The organism is Mesorhizobium sp. P2_F5 (genome assembly GCF_056403715.1).
This window is the reverse complement of record NZ_JBFUEY010000009.1, coordinates 1-17414: the sequence shown is the minus strand read 5'-3', so window position 1 is coordinate 17414 and position 17414 is coordinate 1. Positions and strand designations below refer to the sequence as shown.

Sequence of the window (17414 nt, the reverse complement as noted above, 5' to 3'; positions counted from 1 at the left end):
GTGCGGCGCCAGACGCTCGTCATCAGCTTGCCTTCTGCAATCCCTTGAACAGGAACGTCCGGCCCGAGCGATAGTCGTAGTCCGGATTTTCCCAGGCAATCATCTTGCCGGGATTGAGCAGGCCTTGCGGATCGGTCTCGCGCTTGAAGGCGAGCTGGATTTCGTCGGTCTGCTTCATGCCGCCTTCTTCCAGTGTGTAGCGGTGCGGGTTGAAGATCGGGCAGCCATTCTCCTCATGCAGCCGGATGATCTCGTTAAGCCGCGCCTCTGTGGTGAACTTGACCAGCGGCAGGCCGAAACAGGTGATGTTGCCGTCGAGCCGCACGAATTCGAGATGCGAAAAGACCTCGCCTGGAAACATCGCGTCCATCTTCTCGACCAGCGCGAGCTGGTTGGGAAACGGATAGAGCGATTGCAGATAGGTGATCGAGGGATCGACGCGCAGCGCCCTTAGCGTCGTGTGGTTCCACGCCAGCTCGAAACCCGGCGGCAGGCCCTTCTTGTCCGCATCCGCCGCCGTCGCCGCATTAAAGATCACCTCGCCGCCGGCGCGGCGGGTGAAAGCGAGGAATGCGTCTAGCCCATGCTGCGCGACCATGACGACGCAGATGCTCTGCCCCTCCTTGAGGAACTTGTGGTGCCGCTTGAAATAGAGCTGCGGCACGGGGGCGGCGATCGGCGTGATCAGTTTGGTCAGGATGCCGTCCTGGCAGGCCAGCGCATTGCCGTAGCGGGCTGCCGGCATGAAGCTGTCGAAACCGACGATGACGTCGATCCATTCATAGGCTGCCGTCAGCGGCATCTCGACTTCCGTGATGATGCCATTGGTGCCATAGGCGTGGGTCACCTTGTGCAGGTCCTCGCCGGTGAGTTCGAGCGCCTTCGGTTCGGCTTCCATTGTGACGACGCGCAGGCGCAGCACATTGCCGAAATCGCGCAAGCCGCCGAAATTGATCGAGCCGACGCCGCCGGAGCCGCCGGCGATGAAACCGCCGATCGAGGCGGTGTTGTAGGTCGAGGGCGATAGCCTGAGCTCCTGCCCAGAATGCGCCCGCGTCGCTCTGTCGATGTCGGCAAGGATCGCGCCCGGTCCGGTCACCACGCGCCCCGGCGCGATGGCCTTGATCTCATTCATCTCGGCCAAGTTGAGCACCACGCCGCCAGACAGCGGCATCGCCTGGCCGTAATTGCCGGTGCCGCTGCCGCGCGGCGTGACCGGCACGTCATGACGGTGGCAAGCGGCGAGCACGCGGATCAGTTCGGCCTCGTTCTTCGGCGTCACGATCAGGTCGCCGGTGACATGGTCGAGCTGCTGTTTCAGCACCGGGCTGTACCAGTAGAAGTCGCGGCTCTTCTGCTGGACGATGGCCGGATTGTCGTCGAGTTTTATCCCGTCGAGATCGCGTTTGAGCGCCGAAACATCCATTAGTCCACCATCAGTTCGTCGAGTTCGGCATAGTCGGGCAGCAGGCGCTCGATCGCCTTGCCGTCGCGTACGACGATGCGATCCGATTCGGGCCGCGACAGCAATTCCGTCCAGCTCCGGCCCTTGAAGACGATGAAATCCGCGCTGCCGCCGGCGGCGAGCGTTCCGACCCCATCGAGCCGCATCACCCGAGCCGGTGTCGAGGCCACCGCCTGCGGCCAGTCGCCGACCGGATGGTCGAAATGCAGGATGCGCGTCGCCATGCGATAGACCTCCAACATGTCGAGATCGCCATAGGCATAGAACGGGTCGCGCGTGTTGTCGGAAGCAACCGCCACCGCAATGCCCCTCGCCTTCATCTCGTGCACCAGCGTCACCCCGCGCCAGCGTGGCGTGGTCTGGTCGGCACGCCGGTCCTGCAGATAGAGATTGCACATGGGCAGCGACACCACGGCAAGCCCGGCCTTGGCCACCTTGTCCAGCGTATCGAGCACATCGAGGTCCGGCTGGCGCGCCAGCGAGCAGCAATGTCCCACCAGGATGTTACCCTCAAAGCCGTTCCAGAGGGCAGCTTCCGCAATCTTCTTCAGCGAGATCGCCGCGACATCGTCGGTCTCATCGGCGTGGAAATCGAGGTCGAGCCCATGCTTGATCGCCTCGGCGAACACCTTGTCGAGAAGCTCCTCGAGGTCCGGCACCATATAGGTGACGACGCCGAGCACGCCCTTGGCCGCGGCCACGCGCTTGGCCAATTTCTCGAACCATTTCTTGTCGCGCACGCCCTCGATGCCGAGCAGGCAGGCCGCCTGCAACCCGATGCGGCCGTTCCATTTGTCGCGCATCGCCTCGAACACCGGCCAGGAAATCTCCTCTTGCGGCGGCACGCTGTCGAGATGCGTGCGCAGCGCCTTGGTGCCGTGCGCATAGGCCGAGCGCAGCGAGAAATCCATGCGCCGCGCGACGTCCTCGGCGCTCCATCGGGCCGCACGGTCGGCGCCTGTGGCGTTGAGCGCGCCCATGAAGCTGCCGTCCGGATTGGGCTTTCGCGGCCAGATATGGCCCTTGTCGATATGGGTATGGCAATCGACGAAACACGGCAGCACGATGCGGCCGGCGAGGTCGATGGCGTCAGCCGGCGGCTTTGTTTTCTTATGCGCCGTGATGGCTGAGATCTTGCCATCGGCGACGGTGATGTCGGCCAGCGCGAAACCGTCAGTATCGAAGGTAGCAATGAGGCTTGGCGTCAGCGATCGATGAACACGGACGTTGGCGAGATGGTAGGAGCCAGAGGTTGGAATCAAGAACTGCCCCCCTCTGCCCTACCGGGCATCTCCCCCTCAAGGGGGGAGATTGGCAGCTTCAACCAAGCTGCCTCTTCTGCAACATCAGCGATTGGCGAAAACAAAATACACAGCCGATCTCCCCCCTTGAGGGGGAGATGTCCGGCAGGACAGAGGGGGGTGTTTCGCGCCGACATTTCCCTACCGCTCCTGCTTCAGCGCGCTCTCGTGCCAGCGGCGCAGGATGAGATGCGACACCAGCGACAGCACCAGGAAGATCAATATGCCGGTGAGCGAGATCAGGATCAGCGCCGCAAACAGCCTTGGCGCGTTGAGCCGGTAGCCGGCCTCGATGATGCGCGACGCTAATCCCGACGACTGCCCCTGCGCGCCGGCGACGAACTCGGCCACCACGGCGCCGATCAGCGACAGGCCTCCGGCAATCTTCAGGCCGCCGAGGAAATACGGCATCGCCGCCGGCAGCCTGAGATAGCGCAATTGCTGCCAGCGCGTCGCGCCGTTGAGCTTGAACATGTCGCGCAGGTTGCCGTCGACCGAATTGAGGCCAAGCGTGGTGTTGGACAGGATCGGGAAGAAGGCGACGATCCAGGCGCAGAGCAGCAGTTTCACCGTCTGATTGTTCACATAGATGTTGATCAGCGGGAAGATCGCCACGATCGGCGTCACCTGCAGCACGATGGCGAAGGGGAAAAACGACATCTCCACCCATTTCGATTGCGCAAACAGCACCGCCAGCCCGACGCCGCCGATGACGGCAAGCACCAGGCTGAGGAAGGTGATCCTGAGCGTCACCAGCAGCGAGGAGAACAGCAGCCCGGCATCGTCATAGAGCGTCTGCAGCACCACGCCCGGGCGCGGCAGGATGTATTTCGGGATCTCGTTCCAGACGCAGACGCGATCCCACAGCCAGATTGCCAGGATCATGATCGCCAGTGGCAAGACCCATCGGCCGATGCGCTCCAGCCGCTCCTGGCGCACGCGGCCGGCCTCCTCGGGATCAAGGGTCAACGCCGCTTGCTCAATGGCCGTCATGGTGTGGTCCGGCTGATGTGTTGATGGCGTTGACCAGAATATCCGAGGCCTGGCGGCAGAGCGCGGCATAGTCGGGCGAGGTGCGAAACACCTCGTCGCGCGGATAGGCGGCATCGATTGCCAACTCGGCGTGGACGCGGCCTGGCCGTGCCGCCATGACGACGACGCGGTTGGACAAAAACACGCTTTCGAAGACGCTGTGGGTGACGAAGACGACGGTGAAGCGCTCGTCCTGCCACAGCTCCAGAAGGTCGTTGTTGAGCTTGAAGCGGGTGATCTCGTCGAGTGCGGCAAACGGCTCGTCCATCAGCAGGATGCGCGGCTTGGTCACCATGGCGCGAGCGATCGAGACGCGCATCTTCATGCCGCCGGAGAGCTCGCGCGGCACAGCGTTCTCGAAACCGGTCAGATGCACCCGCGCCAGCATTTCCGTCACCGCCGGAGCGGCCTTTGCCCGCGAGATGCCTTTCAGCCGCAGCGGCAGCCAGACATTGTCGAAGACATTGGCCCAGGGCAGCAGCGTCGGCTCCTGGAAGACGAAGCCGATGTTGGCGCGGTCGATCGAACCGCGCCAGTCGAGCACACCTGAGGTCGGCGTCGACAGGCCGGCGATCAGCCTGAGCGCCGTCGACTTGCCGCAGCCGGACGGCCCGAGCAGGCTGAGGAAATCGCCTTCGCGGATGGTCAGGTCGACATCGCTCAACGCCGTGACGCCGTTGGAAAAGACTTTGCCGACATGGCGCAGCGCCAGAAGCATCGGGCCTTCACCCGATGCCGCTTTGGCAGTCTTCGCCATTGTCTCCAGTCTCACAATTACTTCTTCAGCTCGAGCCCGACGCCCTTGTTGATGAAGGCCAGCGTATAGGCCTTCTTGATGTCGATGCCGGGCTGCGCGACCTTGGCCTTGACCATCTTGTCGTAGAAACTCTGGATGCGTGCGTCGGTCATGGCGCCGATGCCGAGCTTTTCCGAATCGCCGGAATCGACCACGCCGAATTTTTTCAGCTGTTCGATCGAGAAGGCGATCTGCTCATCCGTCATGTCAGGATTGTCCTTCTTGATCATGTCGTTTGCGGCCTTGTTGTCGCCGTAGAGATAGTTGTACCAGCCCTTGGCCGAGCCATCGACGAAGCACTGTACGACCTCCGGCCGCTTGTCGATCGTGTCCTGCATGACCTCGACGGTGGTCGCATAGGTCTCCCAGCCATAGTCGGCGAGCAGGAACTGGTTGGGCAGGAAGCCGCCGGCTTTCTGCACCGCGAATGGCTCCGAGGTGACATAGCCCTGCTGGATCGACTTCTTGTTGGCGATGAAGGGCGCCGGATTGAAGGTGTAGGGCACGCGCTTGGCGGCATCGAAGCCGAGCTCCGTGACCATCCACTGGAAGAAGGTCTGCGCGCCTTCGTCGCCGAGTATGTACTGGTCGGCGTTCTTCAGGTCTTCCCATTTGTCCAGCCCCTGCCCCGGCTGGGACATGATGACCTGCGGGTCCTTCTGGAAATCGGCCGCGACGACGCGCATCGGAATGCCTTGCTGGACGGCGTCGAAGGCCGATAAGAGATTGCCGCCCATGTAGAAATCGAGCTTGCCGGCCAGCAGCAGCGGCCGCCCGCTGACCTGCGGACCACCCTGCGAGATCGTCACGTCGAGGCCGCATGCGGCATAGGTTCCGTCGGCGACAGCCTGATAGTAGCCGCCATGCTCGGGCTCGGCCAGCCAGTTGGTGCCGAAGGTGACTTTCTCGTTCGCGGCCGCACCCAGCGTGCTGGCCCCAAGCAGCGCGAGCGCGCCAGCCAAAATCTTCTGTCTTCCGTACATCGACACCACCCTTTGTTGGCTCCGGAGCGTCACGCGCCGGGCTCGACACCATTGGTCCAAGAAGCAAGACACATGCCACCGCCCGGACCGCCTGCTTCACGCGGACGTCATTGCCAAGACCGGACGGGTCATGCTGTGCGGGAGGCATCGTGCCTATTTTTTGGACGGCTGTCCACAATCGCCCGAGCGACATGCACTGCATCTTGAGGGGGCAACCGTCCAGCCCTAGGCTAGCTGCAAAACCGGAGATTGCCATGTTCAGATTCCTCACCCCGAAGTCGATCAAGCCGCCTTTCGCCCGCTACAGCCACGGTGTCGAAGTGCCGGCGGGGAAGCGTCTGGTGCTGTGCTCCGGTCAGGTCGCCATCACTGCGGATGATCAAATACCGGAGGATGCCGGCGCACAGGCCGAACTGTGCTTCCAGAACATAGCGGCGATCCTCGGCGAGGCCGGCCTGGGACTAGGGGACATCGTTCGCATCAACGCCTACGTCACCGACCGCGCGCATCTGCGGCCCTATATGGACGTCCGCGACCGCCTGTTTACCAGCCCCGCGCCCGCCTCGACACTGATGATCGTGTCAGGCTTTGCGCGACCGGAATTCAAGGTCGAGGTCGAGGCGATCGCTGCCGGGTGATCGACAGCCAATGATTGCCGCGCTAGGTCTGGTTCATCCGCTTGAAGAGGCATGACATGACGGTTGCAAACAGACGCATGTGGTGGGGCGATTACCGGACCACCGAATACGCCACGATCGATCCGGAGGCGACGATCGCTGTGTTGCCGGTGGCAGCGATCGAGCAGCACGGCCCGCATCTGCCGGTGTCGACCGACACATCGATCATGAACGGTATGCTGGAGACGGTCATTGCCCGCCTGCCCGGCGATCTCGACATCCGCATTCTGCCGGTCCAGGCGGTCGGCAAATCGAACGAGCATCTGCATGCGCCGGGCACGCTGACCTTGCCGGCGACGACCCTGGTCGATGCCTGGACCGAGCTTGGCCTGTCCATCGCCCGCGCCGGGGTAAGAAAGCTGATCGTCGTCAACTCGCACGGCGGCAATGAAGAGATCATGGGCATCGTCACGCGTGAGCTGCGCGTGCGTGAAAGGATGCTGGCGGTGAAGACCAGCTGGCAGCGTTTTGGCCGCCCGGCCGGCATGTACACTGAGCTGGAGGACCGCCACGGCATTCACGGCGGCGACGTCGAGACCTCGCTGATGCTGCATTTCCGCCCGGAGTTGGTCGACATGGGCAAGGCCGACAATTTCGTCTCCAAGGTCGCCCGCGCCGAGACCGAATTTGCGCTGCTGCGCCAAACCGGAACGCACGCCTTCGCCTGGATCGCCAGCGACCTCAACCCCAACGGCGTCGTCGGCGGCGCCTCGATCGCAACGGCCGAAAAAGGCCGGCTGACCGCGGAGCATCAGGCCGACGGTTTCATCACCCTGCTGAAAGACGTGCGCAAGGCGAAGCTCGCCGACTGGCTGGCGTAGCGGGCCGCCTTAGCCGCCGATCTTCAAAACGAAAGGCGTGCCCTCAAAAGCGTCGGCGCCACGCCCGATCGCCTCAATCGCTTCGATCATGCGGCCTTGTCGCGAGAGCAGAGTGTCAGCGACGGCGATCAGCCGCGGATTGGGCGTCGCCGAGGGCGAAAGCATCCGCAATGTCTGCGCCAATTCTGCCTCATCGCGCTTTGGCGCCAGCGCCGCGGCGATGATGTAGGCCGAGGCGGTCGAGCGACTGATGCCGGCATAGCAATGCACGACCATCGGATTGGCACGGTCCCATTTGCGGGCGAAATCGAGCAGATTGCGCACGTGATCCTCGCCCGGCATGGTCATGCCGTCTTGCGCCACCGCAATGTCGTGCATGACCAGATGCAGGTGGTTTTCCCGCGAGATCGAGGCCGGACGCGTCACCTCGGTGCCGGCGGCGAGCAGTGACAGCACGCGCTCGGCGCCGCTTCTCGCCACCGTCTCCTCGAGCTTGGCCAACGAACAGACATGGATCATAGCGCGATCTCCTTCGGCTCATCGTCGCGCCGCGCGTGCCAGTCGGCAAGCGCCGATTCGAGCCGCCGCCATTCCTCCTGACTTCCAGGCAGCCCGGCACGCAGCACCCGCGGCCGGCCGGAAAAATGCCGGAGCAGGATGCCGCGCTCGCCGAGCGCCGAAAACAGCCCGGCCGCGTTCGGAATCTGAAGATAACGAAACAGCGTCGTGCCGCCGGCGACAGCAACGCCGAATCGCGCAAACAGCGCGTCGAGCCGCACGGCATCCGAAACCAGCCGGCGTCGCATGTCAGCCTGCCAGCCGCTGTCGGCAAGCGCGCGAATGCCATACTCCAATGCCGGACCGGCGACGGCCCACGGTCCGAATTGGGTCTCCAGCCTTTCGACCGTCAACGCATCGGAAAGCGCGAAGCCGAGCCGCAGGCCGGCAAGGCCGAAGAACTTGCCGAACGAGCGCAGCACGACGATGCCGCCCTGCCCGACATCGCCGGCAAGGCTTTCGGCGTGCGGGCCGACATCCATGAAGGCTTCGTCGACGACCAGCAGCCCGCCCTTGGCGCGCATTGTCTCGGCAAGCCGCAGCAGCCTTTCCCGCGACACGACGCGCCCGTCGGGGTTGTTGGGATTGACGACGATGGCGAGGTCGGCCGCGACGAGCGCCTCGACATCGTCGACCTCCGCCACGGCATGGCCGGCGATCGCAGCGGCCCTGGCGTGCTCGGCATAGGTCGGTCCCAACACCAGCGCACGGCCGGGGCTCACCAGCGAGGCGACGCGCGGCAACAGGATCTGCGTACCTGGGGCCACCGCCACATTCTCGGCCGAAGGCGCGCCATAGGCGCCTGCCGCGATCCTGGCCAGCTCATGCAGGCGCCCAGCTTCCGGCAATCGTGACAGAGCGGTGGCGGGCAGCTCGAAAAGCGGGTAGGAGTGCGGATTGATACCTGTCGAGAGATCGACGAAAGGCTGTGGCGCGTGAGGGAAGAGCGCGCTCGCCCGGCCAAGGGATCCACCATGATCCACCGCAGCAATCGCTCCATCAGAAAGCTTCATGTCGATCCTGATCGCTTTCCTGTCGCTGGTCATCGAACGCATCCTGGGCTACCCGGATTGGCTGTTTCGTGCCGTTGGCCATCCTGTCACCTGGTTCGGCAGGCTGATATCCTTTCTCGACCTCAGGCTCAACCGCGCCACTGATTCCGACGCCTCGCGTCGCCGCCGGGGCGTACAGGCGCTTCTGGTCATCGTGCTGGTGCCGGCAGCAATTGCCTTTGTCGTGCAACTCCTGCTCTGGCAGCTCTTTCCTGCCGGGATGATCGTCACGGCAATTCTGGCCTCGTCGCTGTTGTCGCAGAAGAGCCTTACCGAGCATGTCGAAGCGGTGGCCGATGCGCTGGACACAGGCGGGCTGGCGCTCGGCCGCATTGCGGTTGCCCGCATCGTCGGCCGCGATCCCGAAAAGCTCGACCATGCTGGCGTCAGCCGCGCCGCGATCGAAAGCCTGGCCGAGAATTTTTCCGACGGCATCGTCGCCCCCGCCTTCTGGACCGGGGTCTGCGGGCTGGCCGGCGGCGTCGCCTACAAAGCCGCCAACACCGCCGATTCGATGATCGGCCACCGGACCCCGCGCCATGAGGCCTTCGGCCGCGCGGCGGCGCTTTTCGACGACTGGATCAACCTGCCGGCCTCCCGGCTGACCGCGCTGCTGATCGTTGCCGCCGCGTTTCTTGTTGACGGCGCCGATCCCCGCAACGCCTGGGAAGCGGTGCGGCGCGACGCCAAAAAACACCGTTCGCCCAATGCCGGCTGGCCGGAGGCGGCGATGGCGGGCGCCCTCGGCCTGGCGCTCGCCGGCCCGCGTACCTATGGCGGCGTTGTCGTCGAGGATGCGTTCATGGGCGAAGGCGGTCGCCGCGAAGCCGAGAGCCTCGACATCAGGCGGGCGCTGAAACTGTATCAGGTCGCCGACTATCTGCTGATCGCGCTGTTCGGGATCCTGTCGGCGGTGCTTATCGCGGTGACGTTCTGAGCCCCCTCACCCTCACCCTCCCCCTTGTGGGGAGGGTCGGCGCGAAGCGCCGGGGTGGGGGACTGCGCCCTACGAGAACCCCCACCCCGATCCGCTTTGCGGATCGACCCTCCCCACAAGGGGGAGGGTAAAAACTCTCAGAACTCGATCCCCTGCTGCGCCTTCACGCCCGCGGAAAAATGGTGCTTGGTCACGCCCATTTCGGTGACGAGGTCGGCCGCCTCGACCAGCGCCGGCTTGGCATTGCGGCCGGTGACGACGACATGCAGGCCTTCGCGCCGTGCCTTGAGCGCTGCCACCACCTTATCGAGATCGAGGTAGTCGTAGCGCAGCGCAATGTTGAGTTCGTCGAGCACAACAAGGCTGATGGAGGGATCGGCAATCAGCTCCAGCGCCTTGGCCCAGGCCGCTTCGGCCGCCGCAATGTCGCGCTTCAAATCCTGCGTCTCCCAGGTGAACCCCTCGCCCATTGTGTGCCAGACGACGCGGTCGCCGAACGCCGCGAAAGCATCCTTTTCGCCGGTGTGCCATTTGCCCTTGATGAACTGGACGACGCCGACGCGCTTGCCGTAGCCGAGCATGCGCAGCGCCAGCCCGAAGGCAGCCGTGGTCTTGCCCTTGCCGGGTCCGGTGTTGACGATCAACAGGCCCTTCTCGACCGTCTTTTCCGCGACCTCGGCATCCTGTACCGCCTTGCGCTTGGCCATCTTGGCGCGGTGGCGTTCCTCGTCCTTTGCGTCGATGTCGGTCATCATTTCACCTTGAGCGGCAGCCCCGCCACCATCAGTAGCACCGTATCGGCAATTGCCGCGACCTGCTGGTTGAGCCGGCCGGCGGCGTCTCGGAACCGGCGCGCGAGCGCATTGTCCGGCACGATGCCTTGCCCGACTTCGTTGGAGACCACGAACCACGGTCCGCGCGGCCGCGACAGCACGTCGGCCAGCCGCCGGCATTCCATCTCGAGATCATGGTCGGAAAGCATATGATTGGTCAGCCACAGCGTCAGGCAATCGACAAGCGCCGGCTGGTCGTCGGGCAAGGCTTCCAGTGCACCGACAAGATCGAGTGGCGCATCGATGGTCGCCCACCCCTCGCCGCGCCGCGACCTGTGTTGCGCGATACGCTCACGCATCTCATCGTCATAGGCTTCAGCGGTGGCGATATAGGCCCATGGCGGCGGCAGCGCCGTCGCCAGGGTTTCGGCATGCGCGCTCTTGCCGGAGYGCGCACCGCCGATGATGAAGGTTAAACTGCGATCAGGCAAAGCTGTCGCGCAGGCTGGTCGCCGTACCGGTGAAACGTCCGCGCACCACGCCGACAACCGCACCGAGAACCAGCCAGAACACCAGATTGGTCACCGTCACCGCCACCACGAACTGATGATGCAGGCCTTCCGGGATCGGCGTCTCGAAACTGTCCGGCTGCGGCGCGCCGACAATATGCGGGGCGACAATCAGGACGACGGCTAGGACAGTCAACGGCGCCGACGTGCGGAAGGCGATCAAGGCAAGGCCAATAGCAGTCGCCACAACCGTTGCCACCCACCAGATCTGGCGCGGCATGAGATCGGCCGCCGGCATTGCCGGCAGTTCCGGCGGCAGGCCGAGGCCCGGCGCCAGCGTGAACACGGCAAAGCCGGCCAGACCCCAGAATACGCCCTGGCGCCAGTTGCCGATGCCGCCGGCGAATTCGGAAACCGCCACCAGGACCAGCGCGAAACCGATGCCGGTGACGATATTGGCCAGCACGCTGAAGGCGAAGCGCTCGAAGCCGTCGGCCGGCGCCCAGCCTTCGTCCTCCGCTGGCGCGGCCGTTTCAGCCGGTGCGGGTGCTGCGCTGCTCATGGCATTTCCCGCCGGCGCGGCGGTGCTCATGGCATTGGTGTCCGTAGCGTTGGCGGCGGGCGCTGCGGCATGCTCATGCTTATGGCCGCCACCGGCCTGTTCGTAGACTTCCGCCTTCAGGATGAGCGGCACGGTGGCATAGGCCTGCATGCAGGCGAGAACGACGCCGGCCACGAGCCCGGCGATCGCCGCGACGAACACGACGTTGCGAAACAGGTTCATGATGTCAGATCCTCGTCAGTGGCAGGGAAACGCCATCGAATGGCGATAGTCATGCGCGGCATTGTGGACCGCATCGATATGCGAGAAGCCGACAACGCCGATGACGAAAATGCCCAGAAACGCGCTAAGCACGAGCTGCATGAAGCGCGACTGCGAGGAGACGGAAGCGCCGAGGGAGACGGAAGCGGTATTCATATCTTGTCCTTTCGCCCTCCACCCGAGGGCATCGAAGTCAGTTCCCTGTCGCCGGCAGGTCTCCTGGCTCGCGGATCAGCGCCCTTCCCCACCTTCCCGAAGAAAAAATCCTCAGTGGCTTGGAGAGGACTACCGCACACAGTTGCGGGGGCAGCCACGGCATTGGGCAACAAGTCAGCCCTCACCGCATTCCCTCTTGGTCCCTAACGGAACCGACGACATGCATGACTATAGGCTGAAACAGCCGCATCCGGCAAACCAAATTCCGGCAGCCAACAGCGCGAATGCGCCACTCAGGCCTCAGGGGTTCAAGGCGGTGATCCGCTCCGCAACCAGTCGCTGCAGCCGCCACAGATGGCGGTCGTGAATGCCGCGCTCCTCCAGATTCTTCACCGTGTTGTAGAGGTAGTCGGCGCCCGACCCCCAGTGCCCGCAGGATGTGGCCAGCCTGTCGACGACCTTCGCCTCGTCGAGCGGGCCGGAATAGGTCAGGCCGTTGCGGTTGATGACGAAGGCCAGCGCCCTGAGCGGACCGGCCTCGCTTGCAAGCTTCAGCATGCGTGGCCGGTAGCTTGTCGGTTTCAGCGTGACTTCGCGCCGGAAGAGCCGGCCCAGCTGCTGTCGTCGGTTGTCGTCGGCCAGCCGGAAGGCCACGCCTTTGCACTGTCCGCCACTGTCGAGCGCCATCATCAAGCCGGGGCTTTCCTTGGTGCCCCGCCAGCGCGTCATGTTCATACAAAAGGAACGGTGCCAGCCGCGTGCCAGCGCAACGCGGTCCTCGATATACTCGATTTCCGGTTTCCAGATCAGCGAGCCGTAGCCGAACAGCCACAGCGGTTCGCTATCGGGGAGCTCAGCCTGCAATTCATCCAGCAGCGAATCGTAGTCGCTGTCATCGAGGTGCATCGCGTCCGGATCCGGCCCGGGGTCCCTGATCTCGCGCCAGCAGCGCGCGACCAGTTCCGGCGTAAGCGACATCTGTCGTGCGGCCAATTTCCGAATCCCCATGTCCGGACATGATTATGCGCAGCACCGGCAACCGGCAATGTCAGCCGTGATTGACAAACGATTTGCCGGGGTGTCGGCTGACGTATCCCTAGAGGAAGCCAGCCATGCAACCCAATCCGGGCCAGCACGACCCCTATAACGGCTTGACGAAGGCCGAGCCGACGCTGCCGTCCTCGGCCTATTGGGATACCGAGGCTTACCAGCGCGATCTCGACGCCATCTGGTACAAAAGCTGGCTGCTCGTCTGCCGCGAGACCGACCTTGCCCAGCCTTTGGCATTCAGGACGTTCCGCGTCGGCACGCAGGAAATCGTCGTGCTGCGCGACGACACCGGCGAACTGCGCGCCTTCCACAACACCTGTCGGCATCGCGGCTCGCAGCTTTGCCAGGAAAGCGAAGGCCGGCTGAAGGCGCGGCTCATCACGTGCCCCTACCACGCCTGGTCCTATTCGCTGCGCGGCGATCTCGTGCGCGTTCCCTCGAAATCGCTGCCCGAGGGTTTCGATAAGGCCGATCATCCGCTCTACCGCGTTGCGCTGTCGGTGTGGCGCGGCTTTGTCTTCGTCAACCTGCAGGAGGATGCGGCCGGCTCGGCGCAGGCATCCTTCGATCCGGCATCCGGCGACCTCGCCAACTGGCCGCTGGAAACGCTGGTGTCAGGCCATGTGCTGCGCAAGGTGATGAACTGCAACTGGAAGATCTTTTGGGAAAACTTCAACGAGTGCCTGCACTGCCCCGGCGTCCACAAGGACCTGTCGCGACTGGTGCCGATCTACGGCCGCGGCCTTATGAGTCGGCGCGACGACCCCGACTGGGTCCGCCATGCCGACAATGACGCGCCGGAGTTTTCCGGCGGACTGCGTACCGGTGCCGAGACCTGGTCGCGCGATGGAGAGGCGCATGGCCCGGTCTTCTCCGGCCTGACACCGGCCGAACGCGCAGCAGGCCAGACCTATTCCACCAGCCTGCCGTCAATGTTCATCGTCGGCCATGTCGACTATGTCCGCACCGTGCGGCTGACGCCGCTCGGCCCCGAACAAACCGAGCTCACCGCCGAATGGCTGTTCGCACCGGAGGCGCTGGCTGAGACCGACATCGACAATGTCGTCGCCTTCGGCACCCAGGTACTGGAAGAAGATGCGGCGATCTGCGAGGTCAACCAGAAAGGCCTGCGCTCGATGCGCCACCAGGCCGGTGTGCTGATGCCGGAGGAGTACGACCTGCACCGTTTCCACAACTGGGTGCGCGAGCACCATGCGGCATCCTGATCAAAGCGATTTCGGCAGATAGCGCCACGTGACGAATCCGCAGACGGCCGCCAGCAAGCCCAGGGTGACAAAAACCGAACCCAGGCCGAAAAACGCCAGCACCACGGAATAGACCAGCGGCGGCGTCAGCTCGGAAAAGTCGAGATAGGTGCGGTAGACCGCAGCCATCTGCGACCGCTCATAATGCCTGACCGAGCGCATGAAGGCGGTCGAGCCGAGCGCATCGAGCGCGATGGTGAAGAAGGCGCCGCAGAGCAGGAAGAAGCCGGTGAGCAGCGGCGCGGTTGCGCCGACCGCGCCCGCCGCCAGCAGCGTCGCCGACATGGCGAAATAGGCGAATGTCATGGTGCGCCGGCCGCCGAAATGTTTTCCCGCCTTGCCCCAGAAGATCGCCATGAACAGCAGCGCATTGCCGGCCGAAACCAAGAGGCCGCCGGCCAGCTCGCCCTCGCCGGTGATGACCATGAACAGCGGCCCGTAGACGAAGAACGTCGTCCAGAAGCAGGAGCGGCCGAAGGCGATCAGCCAGGCAAGCCTGAGCCTCGGCTGGGCGACGAAGCGGCCGACATTGGCGAGCGGATTGGCCGGCCGTGTCCTGCCTGGCCGGATCGACTGGTTGTCGCCCAGCCTGTAGGTCCAGAACAACGCCAGCAAGGCCAGCGCGAACACCGCCACCGCGCCTTGCGCGGCATAGATGCCGTAGCGTGTGTAGAGGAAAATGCCGAGCGTCGGCCCGCCGGTCCAGGCCAGCATCGACCATGCCATGCGCAGCGATTCGGCCTGCATGAAGTCGGTCTTGCGGATGTGGTCCATGATGTAGAGGTTGAGCGTGATCGACAGCGCGCTCGCCCCCATGACGCGGCACAGCATGCCGGCTAGCTGCCCGGCAAGCGTGTGGGTGACGAAGAACAGCGAGCCTATGGCAAGCAGGCAGGCGCCGGCGGTATAGACTCAGCGCCGGGCAAAGCGGCGGATCAGCATCGGCATGAACAGCGTCACCGACAGGCCGAGCAGCGCCACGATGGTGTAGAGGATCGAGACGATCTGCTCGTTGTGGAGGATCTCGTAGGCCTGGATCGGGATGACGCTCGATACCGTGGCGCGGGCGAAGGATTCCACAGCATAGAGCGAGGCAAAGGTGCGCGCATCCGCCGGACGCAAGGCCGGAAGCCAGATCGGATGGCGCACATGGGTGGACATTGCTTCCCCAAAGCAGATTCGCGCATCAATCTGGGCTGGCAATTCCTTGGCCAGTAACAGGAAACCGACGCCTTCCCGGCAAAAAGCGAATTCGGTCAAAGGCTTTCCGGCTCTGGCCTAAAGCACCGCCTGATGCAGCCGCACGGCCTTCTTTTGTCCGGTGCAACCGTGATAGTCGTCTTTGGGGCTGAATCAGATCGCGAGACCATGAGCATCCATACCGCACCCCCTCAGGATCAACCGAAGCGCATCACGGCCATCGACATCGCGCGCGGCATCGCGCTGATCGCCATGGCCAGCTACCACCTCACCTGGGATCTCGAGAATTTCCACTACACCGACCCCGGCCTCACCGCCTTCGGCTGGTGGAAGATCTATGCCCGCTGCATCGCCTCGACCTTCCTGTTCCTGGTCGGCGTCAGCCTGTTTCTCGCCCATGGCAGGCAGATCCGCTGGAACGGCTTCTGGAGGCGCTTTGCCATGGTCACTGTCGCGGCGGCCGCCATTTCGGCGGTCACGTATTTCATCACGCCGGACAGCTTCATCTTCTTCGGCATCCTGCACGAGATCGCGCTGGCCAGCCTGCTTGGCCTTTTGTTCCTGCGGCTGCCGTCCTTGCTGACGCTGGTCGTGGCGGCGGTGGTGATCGCAGCGCCCATCTACCTCCGATCCGAAGCCTTCGACCACCCGGCGCTGTGGTGGGTCGGCCTGTCGGCGATCAACCCGCGCTCCAACGACTATGTTCCACTGTTTCCATGGTTCGGCGCCGTGCTTGTCGGCATCGCCGCGGCAAAGCTGGCGTCCACCACCGGCCTGCTGGCGCGGCTGGCGACGCTGACATCAGGAAGCTGGGCCAAGCCATTCACCTTCATCGGCCGCCACAGCCTGGCTTTTTACCTGATCCACCAGCCACTGCTGTTCGGCTGTGTCTGGCTGTTTTCGCAGATCGCGCCGGCGCCGGTCGAAACAAGGGAAGTGGTTTTCCTGAAGGAATGCCAGGTATCCTGCGAACAGCAACGCGACACGGAGTTCTGCGCCAGCTATTGTGTGTGCATGCTGGACACGCTGCAAAGCGAGGCGGCATTCGACCGGCTCTACAATGGCGACCAGACCCCGGAGTTCAAAGCGCATCTCGGTGAACTCGCCGGCATCTGCACCGCCAAAACGGACGAGAGCCCGATGACGCAGGGAGGGCAACAATGACCGACAAGCTGCCAAAAGCCGGGCCGGCAAAACCCGGGCTGCCGAAAGCTGGGCTGATCCCTTGGCCGCCGCTGATCTACTGCGCCGCCATCGCCATCAGCATCGTGCTTGGCTTACTCTATCCCCTGCCCTGGATCGGCGATCTGCTGGGCGACCTGTTGTTCGCGGCCGGCTTTGTGATGCTGTTTGCCGTCGCCGCACTCTGGTTCACCGCCATCCGCGCCATGACGCGCGCCAAGACGACAATGAACCCCAACGGCGTGCCGGAGCATCTGGTGACGTCAGGCCCGTTCGGCGTCACGCGCAATCCGATGTATCTCGCCAACACGCTGCTGTTGATCGGTGCCGCCTTGGTCTCGGGGATCGTATGGTTCCTGCCGCTGGCGCTGATCGCCGCCTTCGCCACCCAGAAGGTCGCGATCGAAAGCGAGGAGAAGGTGCTGGCCGCCAAATTCGGCAAGAAATATCGCGACTACGCCAAGCGCGTGCGGCGCTGGATCTGAGTCGGCGCGTGGTCGCTGGCAGGGGCCGCATGCTTTGGCGGTTGGCGGAAACGCCCGTCTCTTCGTCATCCACGGGCGGAGCAAGGAGCGCAGCGACGCGGCGCAGACCCGAGGATCCATGCCGCGACTTCTAAGCGCTGCTACGCTCCAGAATTCTGCACCGCTGCACTCCGCGGCCGATGTCACGGCATGGATCCTAGGTGTTTGATCCCGAGCTTTAATGGTGCGATATTTTCTTCCGAATGGAAGGATGCGCTATGGGACAGGTTCTACACGGCCGCGCCACAACGACAGAGGCAATCCGTCGAGCAATACAAAATAGTCAAGAGAATACAAAATAGTCAAGAGA

18 protein-coding genes, 1 pseudogene and 1 riboswitch are annotated in these 17414 nt (G+C 63.9%); of the genes and pseudogenes, 6 read left to right on the top strand and 13 right to left on the bottom strand.

Annotation, left to right across the window (positions count from 1 at the left end; translation table 11 throughout):
• Nucleotides 1–22: 22 nt before the first annotated feature.
• The 5 genes from AC1DYO_RS14395 to AC1DYO_RS14375 all read right to left on the bottom strand — a co-directional run bounded on the left by AC1DYO_RS14395 (nucleotide 23) and on the right by AC1DYO_RS14375 (nucleotide 5577).
• Nucleotides 23–1426: an FAD-binding oxidoreductase gene (locus AC1DYO_RS14395; protein WP_477264214.1), complete on the bottom strand. Its 1404-nt coding sequence runs from the start codon at nucleotides 1424–1426 to the stop codon at nucleotides 23–25.
• Nucleotides 1426–2727, bottom strand: a complete 1302-nt coding sequence (locus AC1DYO_RS14390; RefSeq protein WP_477264212.1) for a cytosine deaminase — start codon at nucleotides 2725–2727, stop codon at nucleotides 1426–1428. Before AC1DYO_RS14390 ends, AC1DYO_RS14395 begins: the two co-directional genes overlap by 1 nt.
• 180 nt (nucleotides 2728–2907) lie before the next feature.
• Complete coding sequence (locus AC1DYO_RS14385; RefSeq protein ID WP_477264210.1) at nucleotides 2908–3759, bottom strand: ABC transporter permease; 852 nt, start codon at nucleotides 3757–3759, stop codon at nucleotides 2908–2910.
• The gene (locus tag AC1DYO_RS14380; protein ID WP_477264208.1) at nucleotides 3746–4555 is read right to left on the bottom strand and encodes an ABC transporter ATP-binding protein; all 810 of its coding nucleotides are present in this window, start codon (nucleotides 4553–4555) and stop codon (nucleotides 3746–3748) included. Before AC1DYO_RS14380 ends, AC1DYO_RS14385 begins: the two co-directional genes overlap by 14 nt.
• A gap of 17 nt (nucleotides 4556–4572) precedes the next feature.
• Complete coding sequence (locus AC1DYO_RS14375; protein ID WP_181055924.1) at nucleotides 4573–5577, bottom strand: ABC transporter substrate-binding protein; 1005 nt, start codon at nucleotides 5575–5577, stop codon at nucleotides 4573–4575.
• A gap of 254 nt (nucleotides 5578–5831) precedes the next feature.
• On the opposite strand from AC1DYO_RS14375, the gene AC1DYO_RS14370 reads away from it, so the two are divergent.
• Both AC1DYO_RS14370 and AC1DYO_RS14365 read left to right on the top strand, forming a co-directional pair.
• A complete protein-coding gene (locus AC1DYO_RS14370) occupies nucleotides 5832–6215 on the top strand; it encodes a RidA family protein (protein WP_477264206.1) in 384 nt (127 codons plus the stop codon).
• A 56-nt stretch (nucleotides 6216–6271) separates the two neighbouring features.
• Nucleotides 6272–7075 (top strand): creatininase family protein, encoded by an 804-nt coding sequence (locus AC1DYO_RS14365; RefSeq protein WP_477264204.1) that lies wholly within the window; start codon nucleotides 6272–6274, stop codon nucleotides 7073–7075.
• A gap of 9 nt (nucleotides 7076–7084) precedes the next feature.
• Here AC1DYO_RS14365 and AC1DYO_RS14360 read toward each other — a convergent pair whose 3' ends face one another.
• A complete protein-coding gene (locus AC1DYO_RS14360) occupies nucleotides 7085–7594 on the bottom strand; it encodes a tyrosine phosphatase family protein (protein WP_477264202.1) in 510 nt (169 codons plus the stop codon).
• Complete coding sequence (gene cobD, locus AC1DYO_RS14355; RefSeq protein WP_477264794.1) at nucleotides 7591–8646, bottom strand: threonine-phosphate decarboxylase CobD; 1056 nt, start codon at nucleotides 8644–8646, stop codon at nucleotides 7591–7593. The genes AC1DYO_RS14360 and cobD overlap by 4 nt, the downstream gene beginning before the upstream one ends.
• On the opposite strand from cobD, the gene cbiB reads away from it, so the two are divergent.
• Complete coding sequence (cbiB, locus tag AC1DYO_RS14350; protein ID WP_477264200.1) at nucleotides 8645–9622, top strand: adenosylcobinamide-phosphate synthase CbiB; 978 nt, start codon at nucleotides 8645–8647, stop codon at nucleotides 9620–9622. The two genes, cobD and cbiB, sit on opposite strands and share 2 nt — an antisense overlap.
• Nucleotides 9623–9759: 137 nt before the next feature.
• On the opposite strand, the gene cobO is transcribed toward cbiB, so the two are convergent.
• The 5 genes from cobO to AC1DYO_RS14325 form a co-directional block, all read right to left on the bottom strand.
• Complete coding sequence (gene cobO, locus AC1DYO_RS14345) at nucleotides 9760–10374, bottom strand: cob(I)yrinic acid a,c-diamide adenosyltransferase (RefSeq protein WP_023714330.1); 615 nt, start codon at nucleotides 10372–10374, stop codon at nucleotides 9760–9762.
• Complete coding sequence (cobU, locus tag AC1DYO_RS14340; RefSeq protein ID WP_477264198.1) at nucleotides 10374–10886, bottom strand: bifunctional adenosylcobinamide kinase/adenosylcobinamide-phosphate guanylyltransferase; 513 nt, start codon at nucleotides 10884–10886, stop codon at nucleotides 10374–10376. The genes cobO and cobU overlap by 1 nt, the downstream gene beginning before the upstream one ends.
• The gene (locus tag AC1DYO_RS14335) at nucleotides 10879–11688 is read right to left on the bottom strand and encodes a CbtA family protein (protein WP_477264196.1); all 810 of its coding nucleotides are present in this window, start codon (nucleotides 11686–11688) and stop codon (nucleotides 10879–10881) included. Before AC1DYO_RS14335 ends, cobU begins: the two co-directional genes overlap by 8 nt.
• 15 nt (nucleotides 11689–11703) lie before the next feature.
• Nucleotides 11704–11883: a CbtB domain-containing protein gene (locus AC1DYO_RS14330; protein WP_112565177.1), complete on the bottom strand. Its 180-nt coding sequence runs from the start codon at nucleotides 11881–11883 to the stop codon at nucleotides 11704–11706.
• A gap of 36 nt (nucleotides 11884–11919) precedes the next feature.
• A riboswitch (cobalamin riboswitch) is annotated at nucleotides 11920–12115 on the bottom strand.
• 68 nt (nucleotides 12116–12183) lie between these two features.
• Nucleotides 12184–12876, bottom strand: a complete 693-nt coding sequence (locus AC1DYO_RS14325; RefSeq protein WP_477264194.1) for a gamma-glutamylcyclotransferase — start codon at nucleotides 12874–12876, stop codon at nucleotides 12184–12186.
• A gap of 119 nt (nucleotides 12877–12995) precedes the next feature.
• On the opposite strand from AC1DYO_RS14325, the gene AC1DYO_RS14320 reads away from it, so the two are divergent.
• The gene (locus AC1DYO_RS14320; protein ID WP_477264192.1) at nucleotides 12996–14159 is read left to right on the top strand and encodes an aromatic ring-hydroxylating oxygenase subunit alpha; all 1164 of its coding nucleotides are present in this window, start codon (nucleotides 12996–12998) and stop codon (nucleotides 14157–14159) included.
• Here AC1DYO_RS14320 and AC1DYO_RS14315 read toward each other — a convergent pair.
• Nucleotides 14160–15359: pseudogene (locus tag AC1DYO_RS14315) on the bottom strand (MFS transporter).
• Between the two features lie 207 nt (nucleotides 15360–15566).
• Between AC1DYO_RS14315 and AC1DYO_RS14310 the strand changes: the two are divergent.
• Together AC1DYO_RS14310 and AC1DYO_RS14305 are read left to right on the top strand one after the other, a co-directional pair.
• Nucleotides 15567–16562 (top strand): heparan-alpha-glucosaminide N-acetyltransferase, encoded by a 996-nt coding sequence (locus tag AC1DYO_RS14310; protein WP_477264190.1) that lies wholly within the window; start codon nucleotides 15567–15569, stop codon nucleotides 16560–16562.
• On the top strand, nucleotides 16559–17065 hold the full coding sequence (locus AC1DYO_RS14305) for a methyltransferase family protein (protein WP_477264188.1): 507 nt from the start codon (nucleotides 16559–16561) through the stop codon (nucleotides 17063–17065). Before AC1DYO_RS14310 ends, AC1DYO_RS14305 begins: the two co-directional genes overlap by 4 nt.
• Nucleotides 17066–17414 lie beyond the last annotated feature (349 nt).

Bases quoted from the DNA above. Each gene is read 5' to 3' on its own strand.
- AC1DYO_RS14395 (WP_477264214.1), bottom strand. From the start codon at position 1,426: ATGGATGTTTCGGCGCTCAAACGCGATCTCGACGGGATAAAACTCGAC.
- AC1DYO_RS14385 (WP_477264210.1), bottom strand. From the start codon at position 3,759: ATGACGGCCATTGAGCAAGCGGCGTTGACCCTTGATCCCGAGGAGGCC.
- AC1DYO_RS14380 (WP_477264208.1), bottom strand. From the start codon at position 4,555: ATGGCGAAGACTGCCAAAGCGGCATCGGGTGAAGGCCCGATGCTTCTG.
- AC1DYO_RS14375 (WP_181055924.1), bottom strand. From the start codon at position 5,577: ATGTACGGAAGACAGAAGATTTTGGCTGGCGCGCTCGCGCTGCTTGGG.
- AC1DYO_RS14370 (WP_477264206.1), top strand. From the start codon at position 5,832: ATGTTCAGATTCCTCACCCCGAAGTCGATCAAGCCGCCTTTCGCCCGC.
- AC1DYO_RS14365 (WP_477264204.1), top strand. From the start codon at position 6,272: ATGACGGTTGCAAACAGACGCATGTGGTGGGGCGATTACCGGACCACC.
- AC1DYO_RS14360 (WP_477264202.1), bottom strand. From the start codon at position 7,594: ATGATCCATGTCTGTTCGTTGGCCAAGCTCGAGGAGACGGTGGCGAGA.
- cbiB (WP_477264200.1), top strand. From the start codon at position 8,645: ATGTCGATCCTGATCGCTTTCCTGTCGCTGGTCATCGAACGCATCCTG.
- cobD (WP_477264794.1), bottom strand. From the start codon at position 8,646: ATGAAGCTTTCTGATGGAGCGATTGCTGCGGTGGATCATGGTGGATCC.
- cobO (WP_023714330.1), bottom strand. From the start codon at position 10,374: ATGACCGACATCGACGCAAAGGACGAGGAACGCCACCGCGCCAAGATG.
- AC1DYO_RS14335 (WP_477264196.1), bottom strand. From the start codon at position 11,688: ATGAACCTGTTTCGCAACGTCGTGTTCGTCGCGGCGATCGCCGGGCTC.
- AC1DYO_RS14330 (WP_112565177.1), bottom strand. From the start codon at position 11,883: ATGAATACCGCTTCCGTCTCCCTCGGCGCTTCCGTCTCCTCGCAGTCG.
- AC1DYO_RS14320 (WP_477264192.1), top strand. From the start codon at position 12,996: ATGCAACCCAATCCGGGCCAGCACGACCCCTATAACGGCTTGACGAAG.
- AC1DYO_RS14310 (WP_477264190.1), top strand. From the start codon at position 15,567: ATGAGCATCCATACCGCACCCCCTCAGGATCAACCGAAGCGCATCACG.
- AC1DYO_RS14305 (WP_477264188.1), top strand. From the start codon at position 16,559: ATGACCGACAAGCTGCCAAAAGCCGGGCCGGCAAAACCCGGGCTGCCG.